Raw genomic sequence first — 22791 nt, 5'->3', positions numbered from 1 at the left:
TTTACAGATACTCAATATCTCCAATTAAGCAAAAAAATAATCAATCAATCCATTTTCTGCGCAACGAGCATGTATAGCGATTCCGAGGGGAAGTATTTCTCCGTTACCTGGAATCCCGCTTCCTTCATTTCTCGCTCCATACCTTCCATGTTAATTCTTGGTCCTTTATCGGAACTTCCTTTTGGCTCAAGTTCCAGACAGATAAGATAGCCTTCTTTTTTCAATACATTTCTCATTTGCTGTAACAGTGGTCCTAGCGGCTGAATTTCATGCAGTACGAGAGAAGCAATGATTATATCGATCGTGCCATCAGGTAAAGAAAATTCTTCCACCTGAACAATATTCGTAAGCTGTTCCTTCAAGGATTTCTCTTTTACGATTTCCAGCATTGCGGCATCGATATCTAGTGCGTATACTTTACCCTTGGTCCTTTTTGCCACCGGGATGGAAAAATAACCGGTTCCAGCGCCGAAGTCTAAGATGTTGTCCGTTTCTTTTAAAGGAATCATGTTCAGCAACTGCTCCGGGGAAAATTCTTTTCTTCGTTCGGGACTTTCCAAGTACGATACTTTTTCTTTGCTAAGCTTACCATGTGTGTGATGCATATATATCCTCCTTTTCTAAGCAGCTGTTTAAGCGTGCTGTTTATCCTGGTTGAATTTTTCTTCTGTCAGTGCTGCTATCACAGATATGGCAGCCATACTGCCTTCTGCCGCTGCCATAATTAATTGGGAGGGACCAGCAATTCGCGTATCTCCGTAAGCAAATACCCCTTTCGTTTTCGTGCGTTGCATGCTGTCAGTTGCAATCCCGCCATGTTCGTTCAATGTATATCCTAGGGAAGTTTTAAAAGAATCTGCCTGTAGCCATTCCGTTCTGTTTGGATTCTGCCTCTTTAGCAATATCGATTAAAAGCTTTGATTTCAATTCACTTTTCATATTTTCCTCTGCCTGCCACATGACTTTCTCAATTAAGCAGCCTTCATGATGAATGGAGCAGTCGAATAAGCTTGTATCTCCTTCAGTCGCATGAATAACATCTAAAAAGGATATTTCATGTTTTGTTCTGGAGATTTTATAGCCTCCCTTCGCTCCTGGTGTCGACTCGATCAAACCCGCTTTCGTAAGTTTGGTTAATATCTTAGACAGGTACGTCGGGGAAAGATGTTGCATTTCGGCTAACTCCTGCACTCCCACCAAGCTCTCCCTTGGCTGTAGTATTAAATGGACCATTGTGTGCAAGGCGTAGTTTGTCGCGTTTGAATACCTCATACATATCCTCCTTCTCCTAAAGCAGATATTAGAGACTCCTTATATCTCTAATGAAAATAAGATTATCACCATACGTGAAGGAAGTCAACTTAGAGAGATTTGGATTGCAGACCTGTCATTCATTATTCGTTAGAAGAATAACGTTGTCCCCTCTTACAACTTGGAATATCAAATCATCCTCAACGCTCAGTATAGAAGCAGGAGCGGAGACGTCTTTACCTTCGCTGCTAAAGAAGATTCCATAACCATTATTTGCAGGATAACCATACAAATAACAAACCACTTTTTCATTTTTCATAAATACTAATTGATTCATACCACCGTTTACCGTTTCACTGATGGAATCCCACTTATAGCCAACGGTTTGATAAATTAAATCTTTAGGTGTGTACGGGTCAAACGAATACACTAAATCCCATTCAAATGGAGTGATATCGGATAGATTCACGTATTTAACGGAACTTCCAATATTCATTACCTCTTGTTTCAAAAGTTCTTCATTCACATCCCATACGTCTTTTTTGAAAACTTTAATTAACATAATCGTTAACATAATTGTGATCGCTATTATCATTACTTTTTTCCTTTTCACGATTCTCTCCTTTCCAGCTAAACCTACAATTTCATTTGTAGAATATTATTTATAACGATTGAATAAAGGATATCAGTAATTCATTAAATTCTTCATAGTTATCATAATTTGCATTATGAGAGGCATTACTTATCACCTTTAATGGGAAACCTGTTTTATCCGACCAGTTATTACAGTATTTTTTAACATAGCCTGTCTTGTCATGCTCTCCATAAGTGATTAAGACCGGACAATTGAACTGGACTTCATCTTCAACTTTCAAAAACTCGCTGTAGACCGCACTTGCTGCCGTCAGCACCCCTTTTTTGCCTAATTTGATTAGCGAATTGTACATGCTTGTCTCTGCTTCTTCTGTTACCGTAATGGCTTTTGCCCCAGCTTTTGAATAGTACCTATAAGGGTACAATTTCGCAATGGCAGAATAATGTTTAATCCAAAAAAGCTCTGAGTTTTTATAATAACTTTTTCCAAAAGGAGTTGTACCTACCCCAATGAACCCTACTACCATGTTTCCATACTCACGAATGAAGGATTGCGCTATATATCCTCCTGCTGATTGCCCAACTAAGATAATTTTATTTATACTTTCCTGTTTAAGGATAGCAACCAATTCTTTGTTGACGTTTGAGAAAGAGAAATTATTATAGGCTCTTGATTTTCCGTGTAATGGCCAATCCCATGTTATCAATTTGTATTCATCAGCTAAGTATTTTACTTGCTTATCGAAAAGTGTATGGTCTGCGGTTAGACCGTGGCAAAACACTATGGCAACATCGGTTGGTGAGTTTATTTTATTTGTCCAATAATAGACCGTTCCTTCTGTCGACTGTTTCCTCTTTTCAATCATGGATATGACCCTCCCATCAATATGTATTATTTGAATGGATGCAAATATTATTAAAGTAACAATGTAGCTTACTCCCTGTGAATAATTACTGATTAATCTTCAATCTGGCAAATGTAAAATAGTTATTTTTTGATTTTCTCTAAAAATATAGGAGTTATATTCAATAAAATCGATATACTCGTTAACACCCATAACGCAGTTTCCATCGTGGGCACCACATCTGATAAAGCAGCCCAATCTTCCGCCTTCACCCAATTGGAGACCATACTGTAATCTGCAACAAGTGTTAGTGCTGTAAATGATAACCCCATCGCCATTGCCAATTTATAATCTTTGCCGGCTCTGTACAGATATAGATTTATGCAAGTTGCCATTATTGCTATCAGTCCTAAGATTAACCACATAATACCTTTACCTCCATTCACACTGAAAGCCCTTATTAATTAAGACGAAATGAGATCGAAAGTAGTTTCATAATTCCAACAGTACGACCTGTTATCCTACCGAAGCCTGTTCAATCAGCGCATGCAGCTTTTCCAATAAACTACGTCAATAAGTCGACATGATATAAGTTGCAAGTTGCCACTTATATCATGCCGGCTATTGTGTCCAAGGCTCAACTGGATTAGCCGATCGTGTCTACTTTAAGTCAGTCATTTCTTATGCTCTTACCCAACAGTAGAGACCACCTGTCCATCTTGATCTTTAATATATGTTTTAACGACTTGGATGATTAAATCATTATAAGAAGTCAAACGAATTTCCCCCTCTTTTGGGAGTAGATTGCCCATGAGTTCATTAACAACCGTTTCATCCAGTTGTAGATGGACCGCACCCTCTTCTGTTTTAACACTAGTCGTTGAAGTAGGCTCTAATGTTACGCTAATATCATTGCTCACTAACCGCAACTCTTTCCCTTTCAGCAGTCGGCCGCGCAGCAGCTTTCCAACCGTATCTGCTTGCTTCGCTCCTAGTGTGAGCACAGACGGCTTCTTTTTGAACAGCCCATTCTTACCGGGTTCCCAACCCTATTGATCCACGAATAAAAACCCGGTGCTTGAACCGTCACGGTCTATTCCTACTTGGACACTTTCCTGAACAGCAGGATTGTGCAGCATGGAAGTTCGGGATAAATCTGTTATATAACCCGGCATCTCCGCTTTTCCAGCTTCAAGCAAACCTCTTGTATTCCATATTTTCATAGCCTCCAACTCATCCTCAGTGATTCCAACCATTTGAAGGAACTCAACGCGTCCGTTCGGCGTATTTAACGTACCTAGGTCCGAATCGGGAATAAAGGCAAGAGCGGTCAGCTCTGTATCAGCTCCCAAGCAGATTGGACCATTCGCATCCAAATAATCACCAGGAGCGAAAACATTGTTGCTGCTAAACACATATCTCCCCATGTTTTGGAGCAAGTTCAATGCCCACGCTGGTGGCTCCTCCTCATCCTCACTACGGGCTACCCGAAAAGAAAGCTCAAACCCATAACCGCTATATTCGCTATCCGCCGATTCCTTCTCATAAAGCTCCGAAAAACCGAACGTCACGATATACCAGTGCGGAGAAGGCGTTTCCGCTTTATACGCACTCAAGCCATCCAACGGATCTTGCCCGCCAAGCATATAAGGAATCGCGGTGCCATAATGCTTCGGTTCCTGCTCCCCGTATAGCTTCGTTACAGCTTCTTCAATTGCGTCCCATCCCGCAGTGTTCATTTCTTCCGACATGATTTCCCCTCCATCTTTTCCTGTTTCCTGGTCTAGTAATCTATTAATTATACTCAAAATTGAATGAAATAAATAAAGGCCACTTGTCCTAAATCCAAATCAGCGGCTTTGGATATACAATAGTAAATGGTACTATTATTTGAAGGTAGAAACTACCAACTATAATAGATATTATTGGGAGGCAGAAATGGAAAAAAAGCGTATAGGCAACGAGGCAGACAACCATCTTTTTTCAGAAGTGTTTTTAACCGATTTCTGGGAGGACAGCGAGTATGCAATAGAATCTTATCAATCTGAGCCGCTAACGGATGAACTAATTGATTCGATTGAGAAAGAGCTTGGTTACAAGCTTCCGTCCTCTTATATCCAACTGATGAAGCATCGGAATGGCGGAGTGCCGAAGAACACCAACTTTCCAACAGAGGAATCGACTTCCTGGGCAGAGGATCATATTGCCATCTCAGGGATTATGGGAATTGGTCGCGAGAAAAGCTATTCACTATGCGGGGATCTTGGCAGTCCATTTATGGTTGAGGAATGGGGATATCCTGACATCGGCGTGGTGATCTGTGATTGTCCTTCAGCCGGTCATGATGTCGTCATGTTAGATTATCGGGCATGCGGTACAAATGGAGAACCTGCAGTTATTCATGTCGATCAGGAAGATGATTATAAGATTACCTTCCTTGCGGCTAATTTTGAGGCGTTTATCAAAGGCTTGGTGAATGATGAACAATATGATACTTAATTGCCGATCAGGTTCATGAAGAGCTTGCTTTTAAAGCGAGCTCTTCTTCATTCTTGTTAGCGTAGGTTAGCAGATCCTATACTATGGACCCTTATAATCCATCATTTTTTAGTCAGCCTCTTACCTTTAGTCTCTTTAATATACCAAGCGTCCATTGTGGAATGCTCAGAACCTGATAAGGGACTATTTAATAATTCAAATCCATGTTTTTCATATAGAATACACGCTGTTTTCAATTCATGCATCGTTTCTAAATAGCATTGCTCATAATGCTCTTCCGCGAACGACAAGGCTATTTCCACTAATTTTTTGCCTAGCCCTAGACCTTTCGCAGTTTCATCCAAATACAATTTTTGAAGTTCACAAATCGTATGTTCTTTGTCGAAAGGGGCAATACCAATTCCACCAACCACTGTATTCTCCATTTCTACAATCCAATATTTTGCGTGTTTTAAGTTGGCGTAGTAACTGTATAAATCGCTTAGCTGAGGATCAAAGTAAGCTGTCCCGGGTACATTCAAACCTAATTTTTCTAAAGAACGTTGAATGACTTTTTTGATCGCTTCATTATCTGTTGGTTGAATTTCTCGTATTATCATGTTAAATTCTCCTTTGGAATGTTGAAAAATCCACATTTATTATCCTGGTTATAGATGATAGTGCAAAAGGTCAAAAGGTAGGTGCAATACAATGACAGGCAAGTCACTAGCAGATTATCAAAAAGAATATGAACGAATCATCTTTTTCGACCAACCGCAAAAGGATATACTGTTAGCAGGTCTAATGACCGAAATGGAAAAACAATTCAAGCTTCCCAAGCGAAGCAAGGAATGGAAAATGGAAAACCAAAAGATCGTAGCAATGTACCGAAAAATATGTATAACACGAACGCTCTGAAGATCGTCCCACAAAGTTGATCTTTTTTACGTTCGATTGTGTGTTCATCCTTATGCTTTTTTCACAGATGGTAAACTCTGTTTATCGCTTATAATCGGGCCGTTCCATCGTAATTGGTTTCGGATTTTTTAGTACCCATTGCACTGCCATTTCGCACAGTCGCGCAGGTTCATCACTACCATGGCCGTTGTGAAGTTCTTTTACTAATGTTGCTGCTTCCTGAAGTTCAGTGGGATGTAATGGCGTACCTAGGCTAAAGTAATGGTTCAAACACTTAAGCATCTGTCGAAATTCATTATCCCAGTTGATGCCACCATTATCTAAAACTTCATAGGACACTTTTCCGGTAATACGGATCACCTCACCTTGCACGGTGTTCGCATGTCCTTGTGAAGGAATTAGGTAATTCCACAGTTCATGATGCTGCGCCTGCCATCCCTTTGTCGAAACTGTTATTGGAGATGTTCCATCGTGCGTCTTCCTTTTCCCTACCGGGGGAACATCAAATAATTCATATAGACGGTACAGTGCCTCATCCGTTTCGATCAAATATTCCTTATTAAATCCTTCTCTATGAAATTCAAAAACATCCCCGATCCGCTTAACCGAGTCTTTCATTTTTTGCGTTACAGTTGCTCCAGCATTTAGCAAAATATCGGCTACTTCCGCCATATGAACAATATCTATATTTCTACACATAGCCAACGCTTTTTCTAACGGCGTCTGTTTCATCTTATTTTCCGCGCTAAGATTAGCAGCATTAGCAACCAATGTTTGCACTGCATTGGACTTAAAAGAACCTGCAGCGGCAAATAAAGGTGTCTCGTTTTGATAATCGAGCGCTTCTATTTCTGCACCTAACTCAAGCAGCAACTCGCAATTCCCCCACCAACTGCTCGCATGTTTATGTAAAGCCGTTCTTCCGTAATTGTCCCCCGCGTTAATGTCAGCCCCCTGTTCAACGAGCCACCGAAACAATTCATTTGGTATATTGAAGCTCAAAGCTGTTGATTTACTGTATCCAAATCGGGCATCCAATTCGCATCGGGCAAATACCTCTTTTAATGCTGTTATGTCACCCGCCTCAATTAGTTCATCAAAATTTTTCGGTAAGGTTTTTCTCTTCCTGCCCATCTCCGTTTCTCCCCCTACATCACTTGTTGTTCATTGCCATATACATCAAAATAATGAGCCGAAATGATGTATTTTGAATACTCTTTAACTATTCTTCCCCACAAAAAAGTCCTTTAGAATGGGGTGGAGGCAGTAATTCATCTAAACCCAAAATAAAGGACATATACATAGATAAGATTACTGAAAAAACTGCATTTGCGCAATGGGCAGCACCGATTTCCAATGAATTATTCGCGGAACAGATTCAGCTGCATTTTTTTGACTATCGTTTACGTCTGAAAGCCTCTGTAATGATTGGTGTATTTAAACAAATAAACGAGTACATTAAATAGGACATGCATAAGAATAACAACAAATAAATTAGTTGTATATACATAGACGATTGCCAACATAATCCCTAACACTAATTTGTAATAACTTTTTGCTTTAAGCTGAAAGTAATGAATAAATGTGAATGCTAAAGACGAAAAGATTATATAAAATAGGGGTGGAATTTCGTGAGCTGCAAGCAACTCATACATAACAAAACGAAAAATATATTCTTCTAATATTGGAATGAGGATAAGTGTTTGCAAAAGGAACTTTTTCTCTTTACAGGCTTTAAAAAAGTTCTTCGCGCTGTTCAGTTCAAGTATGGTCTGAACTGAAGGGATAAAGATACACAAACCTAACAATAGAAGAATATTCATATCCCTGACAAATACAAAGCTAAGAAAAATAGAACTTAGTAACGCATAGACAAATTTGTCGGTTGTCCCTTTTCGTGCGATATTTGTTTTATCAAAGAGTAAATAAAAAATGCCTGGAAAAAAGATGAGTATGGTAACAATTCTATGGAAGAGGATGGACCAGATCATTTAAAATGCCTCCGATACCCTTGTATCTTGGATGATATCTTTGTGGAAAACTCGGTGTACACAAAGGAAGTAATTCTGGTATGACAACTCGGGTAATCACTTGCTGAGATCCTATGAAATCAGAAGGGGTGATGTTTAAAAACGCCGCATATTTACTGAAGGTTGGAACACTTTTTAATAAGTCATTAAGATTTTCGCTCTTTCTGCTAGTTGGTATCGGACTTTCTCGGAAGTTTAGAACTTCTGGTTTTCCCTTTCTAGCATAAAAAAGAACATTGTCATCAAGGTTGTCAAAAACTTTTTGATTCAAAACCGAATGGAATGTGTTTGTATGCGTCCAACTCGCATTCATATTATATTCTACGATAGCAAGCGTTTCCATCAATGCTCGATATACTGCACGTTCTAGCGAATAGGACCCTTGAATACCAACTGTATATTTAGGCATATAGGGAAGAGTAGATGTTATTTCACACATTACAATAGGTATAGGCTTGTCCAATGTTATATCAATGATATTGACATCAAAATACTCATAAAAAGATGAATCGCCAAGTATCTTATCGATTAATCCTCTCCAGGTATCTGTAATATCTTCACACCGCAATCCCCCAAACCAATATAAATTGTATGAATCCAATTGAAAAATTTCAATGATTGCAGCTTCAAGGCTTTGTTCAAATGTCTCATGAGAGGCAGTTCCTGTCGACACTGCATTCGGAGCAGCAATCTTTTCATCTTTCTTTAAAAAGTGAGTTCCTGATACCATCAATTGCAATGGGATATAAACAAACTTGCCTGGCTCATTTAGTGCATTCATTTTCACCCATGATAGTTCATCCGTCGGCTGAATACAACGACAATCTTGATCGTCATATAGTAAGTTCACATATTCAAGTGGACATATGTGATCCCCAGCATCCACCTCTTTTTTAAGCGTTTCATAGTCTCTTTTTACTACTAAATGCTGAAGCCCTCTAAATTGCGAAGCATAAGCAAACCTTTCGGCTGATTCCCCTAAAAACGACATTCTTGTCTCATTATATAACTTGCCATAACCGCTTAAGTGATAGGTAAAATGGATATCTTGATTATATACAAACTTTTCGAAGCTTGGATAATTAGAAGTAATAAAATGAAAATCCGGCAAAGGAAAGGACCGTAGTCGGTAAAACTTATCAGGAGATTTCCACAGTCCAGCAATTTTCCCATCGAAATGGCGCATACGATCATCAATATTCTTATCAGTCAATTTAATTTTCATTTGCAAGTAACTCCTTTGTTATATTGACTGATGCTACATTCTGTTCATCAAAATCTACTTGGTGAATACCAGCGCACGTATTGCATAGTATTGTTCTTCGATTAAAGTCAAAGGAATACTCAAAGTTTGGGAAATAATAATAGAGGACAGCTCCCGTTAGCATAGACATTCCATTCACTTCTGTTTGCTCGATATTTTTCATCATCAACCCTAAACCAACTAGCAATTCTGCACTAGTCACTTCAAAATCATCATATACAAAATGGGTTTCTTCTTGATATTGAAGACGAGACAAAATTTTCTTTTCTAGGCATTCGTAACAGCCAGTCAGTTTGGGTTCTACACCGAACAACAAAAAGTTTTCATTATCAAACAGTGCCATAAAAAAGCTCTGATCTAAAGTAACCAACAGCTTATTTACGGTTTGTACATTACGTCGTTCATTAAGAGTAGCTATATAATACACTGATGAATACGACGAAAAGACTTCTCGGGCCTTTTCCATAAAAGCGTCTACCTTCAAAAAGTTAGTACCAGAGCTGAGTAAATCCATATCAACGTCTGAAATGATTTCTGATCTTTTGAAAACGTTACTGCCTGGGACGCTTTGTTTGACCATGTCAAACACCTGCTGGTCTTCAACCATCACAAGTGTTGTGCCTGAGTTAATCTTGTTACGTATTATTCCATAATTGTATAACGTTTTAAAATCATTTTGATGGATATGATTGGATTCAATCGTCACTTCCTCACCATCCAATATCGCTTCAAGAAGTTCAATAAATGTTGGAGAACTGCTCTCTTTATCGATTACCAACTCTGTCTGATGGAGAGCACCTTTTCTCAAAATAATCTCCGTACCATTTTTCGTTATCTGAATGCCCTTCGTTTTCTTATACGTAACTCCTGTTCGTACTTCAATTTGGATGCTTGTCATGTTTACTGCTCCTTTCCAACCATAATGGAATAGATGATATGTGAATTCACACCATCTAAACCGATTGATTTTTCCGCGTATTTCTTATCAAACCCTGCTACATCACAAGAGCTATAACCCACACTTTTTGTAACAAGATGAATATTTTGCGCCATCATGCCTGTTTCTAGAAAAGCCAACAACATACCAAGTTCTCCGTACTTTAAATAATTCCTATTAAGCTCGTACGAAAATAGCAAACTCATATTGGCATTCTGTGTATCAATGGGGGCATTCTGATAGAGTTCCTCAAGACTGCCAGTATAAGTGATCTTTTTAAGTGCATGTGTATACGGTCGATATAAATAGATACCATTCCGTAAGCCTTCAATTGCATTCACAACACAATATACTGAGATTGGATAGATTCCTCCCCCAGATCCATGATAGCGACGATAGGAACGATTCCCCTCCGCATCTTTTGAATAGCGATTACTAATCCCAACTGAATAGGTTAGCAGTGTCGATAATTCATCCAAATTCATTCTGTAACTGCTGAACTCTCGCGTACTTTGGCGTGATTTTAAGGCCTGACTAAGTGAACCTTTCAAGTTTTTCGGTTTAGGTAATGCAATAATGGATGAATCCTCTTCAACTTCTTCCATACTTCTTTGGGCATTAATCTTATCTGCCAATCCTGTTTCATTAAAAAAGTTCAAAGAACGGATATCACTAATTCCTATATTGGTCATGCCAAGTAAGTAGTTAAATGCATTCGAATCTGCATAGCCTTTTACGATATTGGCGAACAACTTCGTATTAGAGAGGTTCGCGATATTGTTTCTGTCCTCATAAACAAGACTGTGAAGATTCATCAATCCTTTGTTCATCTCTTAGCACCTCCCCCTCTTCGCCGACTACCCCAAATTTCTAAGAAGAAAAACAGAAGGATTCCCATTCCCATTCCTATTAGGGCCATATTAAAGTTATTTGGTATACCACGTGCCGCAGAGCCTTCAACTGGTTCAAATCTGAAATATTCCAAACCTAGGATTGTTAACGATTTATCCTTTTCAAGTTTCTGTACATCGACCTGTTGGTAACCATAAGTAATGAGAAAGTAAAATCCAACTATCGTAATAATAATGGCCAACACAAAAGAAACTGAAATGCGTTTCATATTCATGGGTAGCACCTCTTTTTTCAATGTAATTATTCCCTTGACCCTCTTCATTACAAAGAGTCAAGGGAACTGACACCCCTTTGATAGTAATTTCTCATGATGATGAATTAAGACGACGAGCTACAGCAGCAAGAACACGAACAGCTACAGCTACAAGATCCAGCAGCGTAGTTCAGTGCTTGAGTCTGCTCTTCGGTGCTTAGAAAACTATGCGACTGAATAGTGCTAACTTTCACATCCACTTACCTCACCTCCTTTAAAGAGACATGGGTATTCATTTAAATTCCTTCTGTTACTTATCTATTTTTCCTAATGATTGAAAACTATAATGGAATTTAAACGTTTTTCGCATAAGCATATAAATAACTACTCCTATGACAACTAAATACAGAAGCGTCATTTGAACGAAATCTTCTAAAATAAGGTCAGTAGTAAACCAGATATTGATGAAATCATTCATCAAATACTTAACCGGAAAATAGGTCATTGCATTTTGGACACCTTCCGGTAACGTGCTATATTCGTTGAATCCGCCTGTTAGAGCAAGTATGGAAAACATAAGCGCTAACCCAGCAACTTGTACGATTTGTACTCTTTCGGTGAGGAGTCCCAACATAACGCCTAACGACAAAGTAAAAATGGCTGCGAGCAAGTAGTGTAAGATGAAACTAATCAAGGCCAAGCCTCCTGGTATGGTGAGCGAGAAAACAATCTTTGCAAACACACAGACGAGGACAAACTGAATAATCGCGATCATCATGTGTACGACAACTTTTGAACCAAGAATCGCAAACGGATTGATACCAAAAAGAAGGTACCTCTCCATCACGCCCGACTCCCTTTCAGCTGTAATTGAAACAGGAAGTGAAACCAAACATAACGGAATTAACCCGATTCCAGAAGCGATCATGATATATTTATCAGAGAGATGAAAACCGTCTCCTATTTCAATATTTCCAGTACTACCCACTACGATCACCATCATCATAAGGGGGAAAAGTATACTGAAAAATAATACGATTGGTATTCGTAGCAAAATGACCTTTAACTCTATCCATATATATCGTAAATATCTCATACGATTTCTCTCTGAGTCTGTTTTCGTATATACGTATAAAGCGTCTTAATATCTTTCGGCTTATAAGTGAAAGGAATATTGTCATGTCGCAATTTCTCCATGACTTTTTCTTCTTCCTCTTGATTTTTCGTCATAAAAATCTTCTGGCTATCAGTTTGTACAAAACGGAGCGATGAATTCTCGAATGCCACATCCCGATCGATGCTGATTGCCGAGAAAAATTGATGGGTTTCACATAAATTCTCGATGGTATCGAAGGCTAGCAATTTCCCATCATCTAAGATTAATAGCTTATCTGCCAATTTCTCGATTTCTTCAAAGTAATGGGAAACAATTAGGAGTGTTTTATCAGAGGTGAGTGATTGTATGAGCTTAATAATTGAATTTCTACTATCGAAGTCTAAGCCTGATGTAATCTCATCGAATATTAATAGAGCGGGATTGTGGAAAATTACTAGAAAAATCGTTAGTCTCTGTTTTTCCCCGCCAGACAAATAAGAGAGTCTTTTATCTACAAGCTTCTGTAGATTAAATCGCTGTAACCCTTCTTGAATGCGTGAATCTGCTAAAGAACAATTACACACGAGCGAAATGATCTCTTTAACTTTCATTAAATCGGAGAACTGATTGTGTTGCATTTGTATACCGACGTCTTTCGTTTGAATATGCCGATGAACGGTGCCTTTGTAATTAATTAAGTTCAGAATCACTCGAATCATCGTCGTCTTTCCTGATCCATTGCTTCCGATAATGCCTATTTTATCTCCTTTTTCAATCGATATTTCAACGTTTTTTAAATCCAGTATGATTCTGTCCTTTTTCACCACAGATACTTGCTGTAATTCTACTAGTGGCATTACTAAAACCTCTTTCCTCATTACTTTGATTAATCATACATAGCCAACTACCAAAACGAGTGAATATAAATGAAAGCAACTTGATTTCTGAATATTTATAACATAATTATAGATACAAGTTATTTACTATGTCAACACTAATTTCATTAGTTAAAACGAATTAAATTCATTATAAAATCATAATTTTTTTCATCCACCTACCCATATACCTATCAAGTTTTCCCAATAGAACTTTGGGAAATTCGTTTTAGTTCGACAATCATCTACTCTAATCTTAGTTCTCTACATTCAATAATTATTCTCGTCTTCCATTAACATGGCTATTATTAGGCCTCTCTAGAAACAGGTTAGGTGTAATTCACTATTACTAATTCACCATTCAAATCGGAAAATAATTAAAAAAAGTATCAAGATTGCATCCAAAAACGGGACACATTCTTAATACATTTTCATTCATGTCTATCCTACAGCACTAGAACAGTAAAACAGCCTTATTCAATGTCCCGTACCTGTGCAAGAGACATTCACGTAAATTCAACCAATTAGAATAATAATAAAAACAAATCAACCAACTAAATGTTCTAAACTTATTTTCATATAATTGTAGTGAATTACCTGAATTCAACCATGCACAGGCAACTGTCACTAATATCTTCAATCAATTGTTCAACATGTTCCTTTTTTGTAGCCCAACTCGTACAAAATCTCACAACACTTTGCGTATCATCGACTTTCTCCCAATAAGAAAAAGAATACTTTTTACTCAACTCACTCAACACATCATTCGGTAAAATGGGAAACTGTTGATTTGTCTTGGAGTCATATCTTAATGAATACCCTTTTTCCTCAAACGCCTTCCGAATCATGATTGCCAAGTCTACCGCATGCTTAGAAATCTCATAGTATAAGCCATCTTCAAACAAAGTTTCAAACTGGATCCCTAATAATCTTCCCTTAGCGAGCAACCCGCCTTTTTGTTTGATCATATACCGGAAGTCTTTTTTAAGGTCATCATTTAGGATGACAACAGCTTCTCCAAACAATGCTCCGATTTTCGTTCCGCCGATATAGAACACATCACAAAGTCTTGCGATATCGCTTAAAGATAGGTCGTTGCCTTTTGCAGCGAGACCATACCCTAATCGAGCGCCATCCATAAATAATGGCAAACCACATTCTCGACAAACTTTGCTTAATTCCTCCAATTCGGCTTTACTGTAAGTCGTCCCATTCTCGGTGGGGTGAGATATGTAAACCAAACCTGGCTGAACGATATGCTCATGAGTAGCATCGTTCCAATGGGCATCATATAATTCTTTTACTTGTTTTGCTTTAATCTTCCCATCATCACTCGGCAAAGTAAGCACTTTATGTCCAGTAGCTTCAATTGCTCCTGTTTCGTGTCCTGCGATATGACCTGTAATTGCAGACACTGCTCCTTGATGCGGGCGCAATATGGAAGAGATGATCGTAGTGTTGGCTTGTGTTCCGCCAACTAAGAAGTGTACATCTGCATTCTCTGCATCACACGCTTCTCGAATATACCCCCTGGCCCTTTCACAATAGTCATCCATGCCATACCCAGGCGTCTGTCCTTCATTGGTCTCCAGTAGTCGTTTCAGAATTTGTGTATGAGCACCTTCTAAATAGTCACTTTCAAAACGTATCATTTATTATCATCCACCCTTGCAGTAGTTTAGTTAATTCCTATTTTTAAGTATATATCATCTAATCAAAGCCTGACTAATACAAATTATTTTAGACGATATTATCATAGGTATTTAGAACTGTATTAGTTTTTTCGCTATGAAGAGTATCCTTTTTGACCCCTCCTCTCTATATAGAGGGTAAAGGGGGAATTAAAATGACACACTATCTGAAAGAATACACACGTTTTAATACGATTGAGGAAATGGACGTTGCAGCTAAACAGCATTTGATGACCCATTGGGATGAAATGACAAAGTCTGATCGCCAAGTCTTAGACGTCATCCGCCGTTACTCCGTCAAATATGGGGCTGCTCATTTGAAACACGGAACAATCGAAGAAGCGATCGGTAAATCCAACGTGACGGTACGACGTGCAATCCGCAAACTTGTCAACCTAGGCATCATCGAGAAAGTCCACTACATACGACCGGTCATGAGCGGGCTTGGCGCTAACATTTACATCATTTTACCTTTCGATGACCAGGGGAAAATGATCGACCGTGACCACGACGACAAACCGCATGAGGACGAGGAAAACAAGCAACTTCCAGTAGACGAAGCTCTTCTTTCTAAATCTCTATTAAAATCTAAAGATCTTAACTACACGTCTCCTACGGAATGGCCAAAGTTATCCACAAGTCTATTCAGTCGGATGAAAGACTTGTTAGTCTCAACAATTGGAGAGACAAAACTAGCCCGTAAATTCTTCGGAATTCATAAGGCAATATCAGGACGTATGTTGAAGTATGAAATATACAAAGATGATCACCGTGTATTCGAGGACCTTGCGTATCGTGCATTGATGATTACAGTGATGGCTACAAAGAAGAAGGTAGTTCGTAATTTGCCTGGGTATTATAAGGGAGTGCTGGACAAGTTAGTGGATGAGACGTATTTCAAGGATATTTTTATGCTGTTTGATAAGCCGGTGGAGGGGTTTTATTGTCCGTAACCCTTCTGCACCATGATTCCAAAGAAAAAGAAAAGAAGAGCAGCATATGCCACTCTTCCGGATTGGTACGATTCACATCTTACTCTCTACATCCATTATAACATCGTACAAAAATTATTTATAGACTACTTTTCCACCCACCCCTTACCTTATACTGTAATACGCAAATCAATAAGATTAAGGGGTGTATCTAAATGAATGACAACAAAAGTATTTTAGATCGCGGTCCGTTCTTTCACGGTACAAAGGCAAAACTGGAAATAGGAGATTTGCTTGAACCTTTGTATGCCTCCAATTATCAGGATAAAAAATCCAACCATATCTATTTTACTGCAACATTAGACGCTGCTAAATGGGGTGCGGAATTAGCAAAATCAAATTCAAAAGAAAGAATTTATATCGTAGAACCACTAGGTGATTTTGAAAATGATCCGAACGTAACTGACAAAAGATTTCCCGGAAACCCCACACGCTCCTATAGGTCTACATCTCCTTTGAAAATAATAGCTGAATTAGGTTCTTGGGACCGGCATTCTGAAGAAGAAATCAATCATATGCTGACATCTTTACAAAAGTTAAGTGAACAAGGGAAAAATGTGATATACGATTAATTCTTCTATCATGCATATCAATCAGAGGAGGTAAACAATGTCCAGATCAAACCCAAGAAAAATCGTTTTAGATTTAGCAACGACTCTAGATGGATACATTGAAGGTAAAAACGGCGAGACAGATTGGTGCATTATGGATCCTGAAATGGAATTTACAGATTTCCTAAATCAGATTGACACCATTTTATACGGAAGAAAAAGTTATGACGAATGGGGGCAATATATCCCTCCAGCTAACGCCACAGATGATGAAATAGAAATGTGGCGATTGGTTCACGGTAAAGATAAATATGTATTTTCCAAAACTGAAAATAGAACTGACGGCAATACAAAATACATCAATAAAAACATTGCCGAAGAAGTAAACAAACTAAAAAACGAGCCTGGAAAGGATATTTGGTTATACGGCGGAGCAAACTTAATCACTACTTTCATTGAGCTAGATCTTGTTGATGAATTCAGGTTATCTGTTCATCCAGTTGTCTTAGGTGAAGGAAAAGCTTTGTTTACTAATATTAATAAACAGCTTGATTTAAAATTAATTGCTACAAAACCTTTCTCTTCAGGTGTTGTCCAACTTATTTATCATAACGACAGGATTAAAACAGAAGCACAACTGCCCTTGTGAATGGATATGCATCCGTCATAAGCAAAGAACCGGATCCAATCACTTTACGTTAATGATTGGAGCTGGTTTTGTAGTTTTCATAGTATAAAACCGATGAGAACGAGGCACGGCAACCCGCTGTTCAATCAACATTTTCTTTCACGCTAAATCCCGCGGAATAGTCGTCACGAAGCATGGCTTTCGCGAACAAAAGCAAAGCATTGAGAGCTGACGTCTTCCGCTTCAATCTACACAGAAAATGCTATCCCAGAATCGTGTCCAATTACACCCTAGCGGACTACTGTTCACAACCACATTCATACTCACTAAATGTATATTCCTTGTACATTTTTAATTCCCAAAACTTTTTTAATTCCTCAATGTCATTTGTATCTGATTCATAAACTTTAACTAAGGAAGCCACATCTTTTTCTGCGAATTTCCTCACTTGCTTCTCCATGTCAACGGAAGCATCTAAAATATACTCATTCATATCTACACAGAAATCGTTGTGCTTGCAGAGATCATACGTCACTGCAACATAATGTTTCGGCACCTTTCAATACTCCCCCTCTTTTGCTTGGCCCGATAATGAAAAACGGGTGCTTCTTATGGCGTTAAAGCCCCTTTAACTGAATAAATGCCACTTTAATATTGAATCATAATTGCTAATGTACCCCATTCCTTTTCTGCCTCAGGGGTGTATATTTCATATGTTCCATCTATCATTTCTTTCATTGTCCAACCTTCACAATCAAAATCCTTAAGAGGAATATCATTGTACATTGCTTCAAAAGTATCATAACTTCTAAGATCCGTTACCTGTACAATTATAGTTTCATCTTGTTGGGGAACCTTTATAAATTCTATTGTATCTCCAACTTTGATTTTTCTTCTCTTTTCATCGTTCAATCGGACTTCTACTGTCTTTTTTCTTTCTCTAATTGCGTGAAAATATTCACCATACAATCCCATTTGATGTACCACTTAACAACACCTCATAAACTCTAGATTATTTTTTCTTCTCCTTCTATCCGGCTCCGTTTGTTGTATTAGCCATCAACAAGCCCTATCTTCTATCTTTATCAATTTTTTGACACGAATGCAACCTTTTCCATAATTATAGTCCGCTAATAGAGCTACTGCATTTTCCACTTTATCGGTAGTACCTACAAGAGGCTGACATAATGTTTTGCGTATTTAACGCAACACATAGAAATCTTCTTTCCCATAATTCAACATCTTATAGCGAATCTCTTCTTCCATTTCGGGCGCATAAGCAAAAATCATTTGCCGAATTGCGAGCAGTTTCTCTTTTCATCAATCTGGCTTAGCAGATCAATTCTCTACTGCTAAAAAGTTGATGTAATAGTTTGGTAGATCTATGGTAAGGTAAATTAAAGATTCGCTAAATTATAATCATCAACTAGAGAGGCAAGTTAGTTAAAGTAAAAAGTAAGAGTACATAGTGGGAACTAAATATTTGCTTGGGGAGGTGACGCTAGAATGAAAGGAAACGTCTTTTTTAAAAAACACCATTTTATCATCTTCATACTACTGATAATAATTTATTTCGCACCTTTCTTCTTAGGAGGGTATTTTTGGACAGAGCGTTCTGCGATTAGAAATACATTTCCAAATCAAGATGGGATTGTCGTCTTTGAAAAGGATTTCAAAAACAAAAAGGTTATTATTTTGGATACTGGTCAAAATAAATATATCAAACTCATAGAAAATAACTTTTGGTTTCTGTATCGTTCTATCTTAGTCGGTGGGATAGATATTAACTCATCAAATAAGAAGATGAATATAACTTGGGCGGCAACTCATCAGGAAGCGGGAATTTACTATACACTTTTTGCGGCAGATGTTTTTGATAAAGGCATTGTAAAAGTGATTGTTAGTAATGAATCAAATTTAGAAAAGAAAGATTTATCATTAATAGAAGTAGAAGAACAATCAACTATATTTATAGAACTGGATGTGGAGAATGGCGTTGCTGCACATTATACCTTGATTCCTAGTGTCGACGTAGGAGGTTTTAGCTTCCGTGGTATTGATGCAGAAGGGAATGTAATCTCTATATATTAAGCCCAGTTAGGCTATTCGCGTTTTCCTGGTTGTCTGTCTCAATCGTAGACCTGGGAGGCCGCCGTTACCGTTAGCCAACTATCCAAGAGCTATCCGCCACAATTAGTCAGTAACAGAAGATCTTCAGGCATTCACCAGATCTTATATTCATGGAGAATAATAAACCATATTATCATTTTAAAAAAGAGCTTCAAATAAGAAAAACATAGGGAGAATTTAGTCTTCCTATGTTTTCATTCATATTATTTCTCTGTTTGTTTTTGCTTTTTCTTCAAATACTCCGCACGTATTTTTTCAAGTTGCTGCTTTTTATCAAATTTGGCAGGCTTGTTTTTTTCATGATATTTAGTTACAGCTGATTTACCTTTGTTATCCAACTGATATTTCCCCATTATGTTCACCTACTTTTCTTTTCTCGGCTTCACGAGATCCTATTCAACAAATATAATGCACCTTCTATAGTGAAGTATACCTTTTACCTTTATTGGTGTATCTATTTATGGTCTAGAAACTTTAATTCTAATATGCTTCTTACTTTAGATGAACTTGAAAAGCTGTTTTCCATAAGGTCTATGGAGACAACGGGAGTCGAACCGGTGTCTCACATTCCCCTATAGTGCCGGGTTCTATATCAATTTAGCTTCAATGAGTACTTGATTCCCTCCACTATTGACATACCTTGCTCCTGCGTTGGTCATATCAAGAAATCGTTATCCTATTCGTAATGAGAACGTTCCAATATGACTTTTTAGACGACCCCACTTCCTATATTTCCTCTTTTTGAATATGTTTAATTAATCTTTCAAAATACTGTATTGAGGAATTTATTCTATAGTTCGCATAATCGCCAATAAAGTCTGCTAATACTTCTTGCCCTGGTTCAATAAAATGTCGACTCTCGAATTTGGACATCTTGTCCCAAGTCATTTTTATCCCGTTTACCTTTTTCTCTAAAATACCGATGACTTTATCACGATCCACATATTTCAAATTGGCTAAACCAATAACCATATCTCCGATTGTCTCTGCGTTTTCAAAAAGTTTATAAATCTTTTTCGGTAAGACTTCCTTACCTTTTTCAGTAATTGCAAATACTTGTTTATCTGGTCGATGCTCTTCTTTAATGATTTCTTTTACCTCAATGAAGCCTTGCTTTGCTAATGATTCAAAATGGTAATACAACTTGCTTTCAGTCAAACCATTGATCGTCTCTAGAGGCTGTAATTCTGCGATTTGTTTCTTCAATTTATAAGGGTAATTATTTTCTTCCATAAGCTTAGTCAGGATAAAAATTTGAATCGCCATTTTTTCAGCTCCTTCGGTAAATATTAGTTCCATTCTATCAAAACTAATCATTTACTTCAGCAGTTTTTACATTCTTGCAGTTTCGATTGACTGCTCTCTTGGCAGTGGTTTGTGTAATTTCCACACGATAACAATGTTTATTACCATCGCGACAAGTCCAACTACAGCTAATCCTAACAAATAATGGCTTACACTTGCGCTACCAAAAAGATTCGCAAAATAAGCTTGCACCGAGTAATACATTGGTGAAATATGGCTTGCCCACTTATAAGGCGCATACATCATGGCACGTGGAATGACTGCTCCATTTGCAAGTGTCTGAACTAATAGGATCGGGATATTTAAAACCATACCCGCTTCTCCAAACAAGAAGATGACAGTTGCTGTGAAGTTAAAGCTTACCCAATAATTCAAGATTTGCTGCCCGAAAATCTTCAGGAATAAATCCCCGCTTAAATCATTAATCCCCATCACTATTATTGTTGAAACTAAACCAGCAATTAGTCCAACGATGATGGCTGTTAATTGCACGTAGATGAATAAACGTGTTTTCGTAGCTTTCCCGCGATTCGCTTTAAACGCTCCCACTAATTGCATCGCTGCAATCATTGCCCCTACATATAAGGCCATCGTTAAGAACATGGGCAGCATATTATTATGCATACCATCTGGAATGTCATTGATTGTAACAACATTACTTACATAGCTGTTTTCAATTTTCTCCGCCATTTCCTTTGCTTGCTTTTCAGGCACATTAAAGTTCATTAAGATGCCTTGTGCTGTTTGCTGCGAGAATTGTGCACTTAATTGTGCATTAATTTGAGAAACAACTTGATTCATTGAAGAGGCTACAACTGTTGCTCCAGCTTCATTGAGAGTGAACTCAATGCTTGATGGGCCTTCACTATTTTTCAAATCAGCTGAAAACGTTTTTGGAATATGAATAACTAAAGCTAATTCGTTATCTTCTAAGTCTTCCAAAGCTACTTTATTCGAAACATCTGTTTTTATGTTCTCGAATGGGAGTTGTTCTTCTAGGCTCTCTGCAATTTGTCCCCCAAATTCTCCTTCGTCATCATTAATAATAGCAATTGGCAGTTGATCGATATTTCCTGGAATTGCCGTGTAACCTGGCAAAAAGATCCCTAACATACAAACTGCATATAAAACCCCCATAAATATTGCGGAGGCAGCACCTTTACCTTTTAAAAACTCTCTAAATTTCATTTACGATTTCCTTTCTACATCCCAATTTTCACGAATTGTAGTTTAATCAAAGTACTTTAATTGAACTATGTTTGTTATTCTATAAAATTCGATTGCAAATTACAATCTCAAATACTTGCTTGACAAATATTTTTTTTACTTATTGTCCATTTTATGAAAAATAACGTCCATACCTCCCTTTCCTCCATAAAAGTAGCCTCTACAGCTATTAAACTGAAGAGGCGCATAATCCATTAGAAATTGAAGATATTATGAATAGTTAATGCATAAATTTTCGAAGGATGTATTTCACCGACAAATAATTAGATATCGAATTATATATTTGATTTTACTTGTAGATGGGCGTATATTGTTCAATGGAAAACTTAGCTGCTGCTTTCTTCCGTGTTGTCTTTCAACAATAATTTGATTTATTGCTGATGTAAGGATCAGTTTAATTTAACTAAAACAAAGGAGAATCGCAAATGACCTCACAGAATAACGCAATCAATCCTGCTGAAGAAATCGTGAATGTACCTTCAAATCAAGAAAAACTAGATGTTCTTGTTCAGCTATTAAAACCTGAAGTGCAAGAGTCATTAACTGCTTTAGTAGAACAATTACCGAAACTAACCGAGCTTCTCAACATTTTGAATAAATCCTATGATTTTGCTCAATCTGTTGCAACCGATGATGTATTACTAAATGACACAGTTGGTTTCATTAAAGAAATTGGCGAACCGGTAAAAGACTCTGTAAAAAATATTGCAGCTACAATGATCGAAGCCAAAGACCGTGCCGAGGATAGTACCGAAGTGATTGGTCTTTTTGGTCTTCTAAAAATGATGAAAGATCCACAAGCTCAAAAGCTTTTCCGTTTTGTGAATTCATATCTGCAAGTAGCAGCTGAACGTGACAGCAGAAGATAATTCTT

The 22791-nt window shown here is 37.8% G+C and carries 28 protein-coding genes and 2 pseudogenes; 7 read left to right on the top strand and 23 right to left on the bottom strand.

Translation table 11 applies throughout. From position 1 onward, the window contains the following. Nucleotides 1-44 precede the first annotated feature (44 nt). The 7 genes and pseudogenes from SLU01_RS05750 to SLU01_RS05720 all read right to left on the bottom strand — a co-directional run bounded on the left by SLU01_RS05750 (nucleotide 45) and on the right by SLU01_RS05720 (nucleotide 4441). The gene (locus SLU01_RS05750) at nucleotides 45-605 is read right to left on the bottom strand and encodes a class I SAM-dependent methyltransferase (protein WP_147056242.1); all 561 of its coding nucleotides are present in this window, start codon (nucleotides 603-605) and stop codon (nucleotides 45-47) included. A 27-nt stretch (nucleotides 606-632) separates the two neighbouring features. After that, nucleotides 633-902, bottom strand: coding sequence for an FAD-dependent oxidoreductase (locus tag SLU01_RS05745; RefSeq protein WP_373866391.1), 270 nt, complete (start codon nucleotides 900-902; stop codon nucleotides 633-635). Then, nucleotides 847-1272, bottom strand: coding sequence for an RrF2 family transcriptional regulator (locus SLU01_RS05740; RefSeq protein ID WP_147056238.1), 426 nt, complete (start codon nucleotides 1270-1272; stop codon nucleotides 847-849). The genes SLU01_RS05745 and SLU01_RS05740 overlap by 56 nt, the downstream gene beginning before the upstream one ends. 115 nt (nucleotides 1273-1387) lie before the next feature. Continuing rightward, the gene (locus SLU01_RS05735) at nucleotides 1388-1846 is read right to left on the bottom strand and encodes a hypothetical protein (protein WP_246110886.1); all 459 of its coding nucleotides are present in this window, start codon (nucleotides 1844-1846) and stop codon (nucleotides 1388-1390) included. Nucleotides 1847-1913: 67 nt separating this feature from the next. After that, nucleotides 1914-2711 carry an alpha/beta fold hydrolase gene (locus SLU01_RS05730; protein WP_147056234.1) on the bottom strand — a complete coding sequence of 266 codons (798 nt, stop codon included), beginning with the start codon at nucleotides 2709-2711 and terminating at the stop codon, nucleotides 1914-1916. Nucleotides 2712-2833: 122 nt separating this feature from the next. Then, nucleotides 2834-3115 (bottom strand): hypothetical protein, encoded by a 282-nt coding sequence (locus SLU01_RS05725; protein ID WP_147056232.1) that lies wholly within the window; start codon nucleotides 3113-3115, stop codon nucleotides 2834-2836. 264 nt (nucleotides 3116-3379) lie between these two features. Further along, nucleotides 3380-4441: pseudogene (locus tag SLU01_RS05720) on the bottom strand (suppressor of fused domain protein). A 187-nt stretch (nucleotides 4442-4628) separates the two neighbouring features. Between SLU01_RS05720 and SLU01_RS05715 the strand changes: the two are divergent. Next, a pseudogene (locus SLU01_RS05715) lies at nucleotides 4629-5186 on the top strand (SMI1/KNR4 family protein); the annotation flags it as partial. Nucleotides 5187-5290: 104 nt separating this feature from the next. Here SLU01_RS05715 and SLU01_RS05710 read toward each other — a convergent pair. After that, nucleotides 5291-5788: a GNAT family N-acetyltransferase gene (locus SLU01_RS05710; RefSeq protein WP_147056230.1), complete on the bottom strand. Its 498-nt coding sequence runs from the start codon at nucleotides 5786-5788 to the stop codon at nucleotides 5291-5293. 91 nt (nucleotides 5789-5879) lie between these two features. Here SLU01_RS05710 and SLU01_RS05705 point away from each other — a divergent pair, with 91 nt between their 5' ends. Continuing rightward, complete coding sequence (locus tag SLU01_RS05705; protein ID WP_147056228.1) at nucleotides 5880-6086, top strand: hypothetical protein; 207 nt, start codon at nucleotides 5880-5882, stop codon at nucleotides 6084-6086. An 81-nt stretch (nucleotides 6087-6167) separates the two neighbouring features. Here the strand turns inward: SLU01_RS05705 and SLU01_RS05700 are convergent, their stop codons facing one another. From SLU01_RS05700 to SLU01_RS05655, 10 genes are all read right to left on the bottom strand, one after another. Continuing rightward, the gene (locus SLU01_RS05700; protein ID WP_147056226.1) at nucleotides 6168-7220 is read right to left on the bottom strand and encodes an ankyrin repeat domain-containing protein; all 1053 of its coding nucleotides are present in this window, start codon (nucleotides 7218-7220) and stop codon (nucleotides 6168-6170) included. 269 nt (nucleotides 7221-7489) lie between these two features. Continuing rightward, nucleotides 7490-7909 (bottom strand): CPBP family intramembrane glutamic endopeptidase, encoded by a 420-nt coding sequence (locus tag SLU01_RS18440; protein WP_373866392.1) that lies wholly within the window; start codon nucleotides 7907-7909, stop codon nucleotides 7490-7492. A gap of 142 nt (nucleotides 7910-8051) precedes the next feature. Then, nucleotides 8052-9341, bottom strand: a complete 1290-nt coding sequence (locus SLU01_RS05690) for a YcaO-like family protein (RefSeq protein WP_147056222.1) — start codon at nucleotides 9339-9341, stop codon at nucleotides 8052-8054. Continuing rightward, entirely contained in the window at nucleotides 9331-10278 is a 948-nt protein-coding gene (locus tag SLU01_RS05685; protein ID WP_147056220.1) for a hypothetical protein, read from the bottom strand. Before SLU01_RS05685 ends, SLU01_RS05690 begins: the two co-directional genes overlap by 11 nt. Before the next feature lie 2 nt (nucleotides 10279-10280). Continuing rightward, a complete protein-coding gene (locus tag SLU01_RS05680; protein WP_147056218.1) occupies nucleotides 10281-11147 on the bottom strand; it encodes a SagB family peptide dehydrogenase in 867 nt (288 codons plus the stop codon). Continuing rightward, nucleotides 11144-11443 (bottom strand): LlsX family protein, encoded by a 300-nt coding sequence (locus tag SLU01_RS05675; RefSeq protein WP_147056216.1) that lies wholly within the window; start codon nucleotides 11441-11443, stop codon nucleotides 11144-11146. The genes SLU01_RS05680 and SLU01_RS05675 overlap by 4 nt, the downstream gene beginning before the upstream one ends. A gap of 104 nt (nucleotides 11444-11547) precedes the next feature. Next, nucleotides 11548-11676, bottom strand: coding sequence for a listeriolysin S family TOMM bacteriocin (locus SLU01_RS18510; protein ID WP_147056307.1), 129 nt, complete (start codon nucleotides 11674-11676; stop codon nucleotides 11548-11550). A gap of 56 nt (nucleotides 11677-11732) precedes the next feature. Then, entirely contained in the window at nucleotides 11733-12518 is a 786-nt protein-coding gene (locus SLU01_RS05665) for an ABC transporter permease (RefSeq protein ID WP_147056214.1), read from the bottom strand. Next, the gene (locus tag SLU01_RS05660; RefSeq protein ID WP_170232602.1) at nucleotides 12515-13375 is read right to left on the bottom strand and encodes an ATP-binding cassette domain-containing protein; all 861 of its coding nucleotides are present in this window, start codon (nucleotides 13373-13375) and stop codon (nucleotides 12515-12517) included. Before SLU01_RS05660 ends, SLU01_RS05665 begins: the two co-directional genes overlap by 4 nt. A gap of 611 nt (nucleotides 13376-13986) precedes the next feature. Continuing rightward, nucleotides 13987-15045 carry a threonine aldolase family protein gene (locus SLU01_RS05655; RefSeq protein ID WP_147056211.1) on the bottom strand — a complete coding sequence of 353 codons (1059 nt, stop codon included), beginning with the start codon at nucleotides 15043-15045 and terminating at the stop codon, nucleotides 13987-13989. Between the two features lie 194 nt (nucleotides 15046-15239). Here SLU01_RS05655 and SLU01_RS05650 point away from each other — a divergent pair, with 194 nt between their 5' ends. From SLU01_RS05650 to SLU01_RS05640, 3 genes are all read left to right on the top strand, one after another. Next, nucleotides 15240-16037, top strand: coding sequence for a helix-turn-helix domain-containing protein (locus tag SLU01_RS05650; RefSeq protein WP_147056209.1), 798 nt, complete (start codon nucleotides 15240-15242; stop codon nucleotides 16035-16037). A 194-nt stretch (nucleotides 16038-16231) separates the two neighbouring features. Beyond that, a complete protein-coding gene (gene arr, locus SLU01_RS05645) occupies nucleotides 16232-16648 on the top strand; it encodes an NAD(+)--rifampin ADP-ribosyltransferase (RefSeq protein ID WP_147056207.1) in 417 nt (138 codons plus the stop codon). A gap of 37 nt (nucleotides 16649-16685) precedes the next feature. Further along, nucleotides 16686-17276, top strand: coding sequence for a dihydrofolate reductase family protein (locus SLU01_RS05640; RefSeq protein WP_147056205.1), 591 nt, complete (start codon nucleotides 16686-16688; stop codon nucleotides 17274-17276). A 277-nt stretch (nucleotides 17277-17553) separates the two neighbouring features. Here SLU01_RS05640 and SLU01_RS05635 read toward each other — a convergent pair whose 3' ends face one another. Further along, nucleotides 17554-17811 (bottom strand): hypothetical protein, encoded by a 258-nt coding sequence (locus SLU01_RS05635; RefSeq protein WP_147056203.1) that lies wholly within the window; start codon nucleotides 17809-17811, stop codon nucleotides 17554-17556. 92 nt (nucleotides 17812-17903) lie between these two features. Then, the gene (locus SLU01_RS05630; RefSeq protein WP_246110885.1) at nucleotides 17904-18230 is read right to left on the bottom strand and encodes an ASCH domain-containing protein; all 327 of its coding nucleotides are present in this window, start codon (nucleotides 18228-18230) and stop codon (nucleotides 17904-17906) included. A gap of 531 nt (nucleotides 18231-18761) precedes the next feature. Between SLU01_RS05630 and SLU01_RS05625 the strand changes: the two genes are divergently transcribed. Next, the gene (locus SLU01_RS05625; RefSeq protein ID WP_147056199.1) at nucleotides 18762-19346 is read left to right on the top strand and encodes a hypothetical protein; all 585 of its coding nucleotides are present in this window, start codon (nucleotides 18762-18764) and stop codon (nucleotides 19344-19346) included. Nucleotides 19347-19588: 242 nt separating this feature from the next. Here the strand turns inward: SLU01_RS05625 and SLU01_RS17905 are convergent, their stop codons facing one another. From SLU01_RS17905 to SLU01_RS05615, 3 genes are all read right to left on the bottom strand, one after another. Then, nucleotides 19589-19738 (bottom strand): hypothetical protein, encoded by a 150-nt coding sequence (locus SLU01_RS17905; RefSeq protein WP_170232601.1) that lies wholly within the window; start codon nucleotides 19736-19738, stop codon nucleotides 19589-19591. 373 nt (nucleotides 19739-20111) lie between these two features. Then, a complete protein-coding gene (locus SLU01_RS05620) occupies nucleotides 20112-20651 on the bottom strand; it encodes a PadR family transcriptional regulator (RefSeq protein WP_147056197.1) in 540 nt (179 codons plus the stop codon). 66 nt (nucleotides 20652-20717) lie between these two features. Beyond that, nucleotides 20718-21878 (bottom strand): YhgE/Pip domain-containing protein, encoded by a 1161-nt coding sequence (locus SLU01_RS05615; protein ID WP_147056195.1) that lies wholly within the window; start codon nucleotides 21876-21878, stop codon nucleotides 20718-20720. Nucleotides 21879-22342: 464 nt separating this feature from the next. Here SLU01_RS05615 and SLU01_RS05610 point away from each other — a divergent pair, with 464 nt between their 5' ends. Continuing rightward, nucleotides 22343-22786 (top strand): helical membrane plugin domain-containing protein, encoded by a 444-nt coding sequence (locus SLU01_RS05610; RefSeq protein WP_147056193.1) that lies wholly within the window; start codon nucleotides 22343-22345, stop codon nucleotides 22784-22786. The last annotated feature ends 5 nt before the right edge of the window (nucleotides 22787-22791 follow it).

This window comes from Sporosarcina luteola, assembly GCF_007991495.1.
GTDB classification, from domain to species: Bacteria; Bacillota; Bacilli; order Bacillales_A; family Planococcaceae; genus Sporosarcina; species Sporosarcina luteola.
Note: the sequence above shows the minus strand (reverse complement) of the source record. Positions and strands in the feature narration are given on the sequence as shown.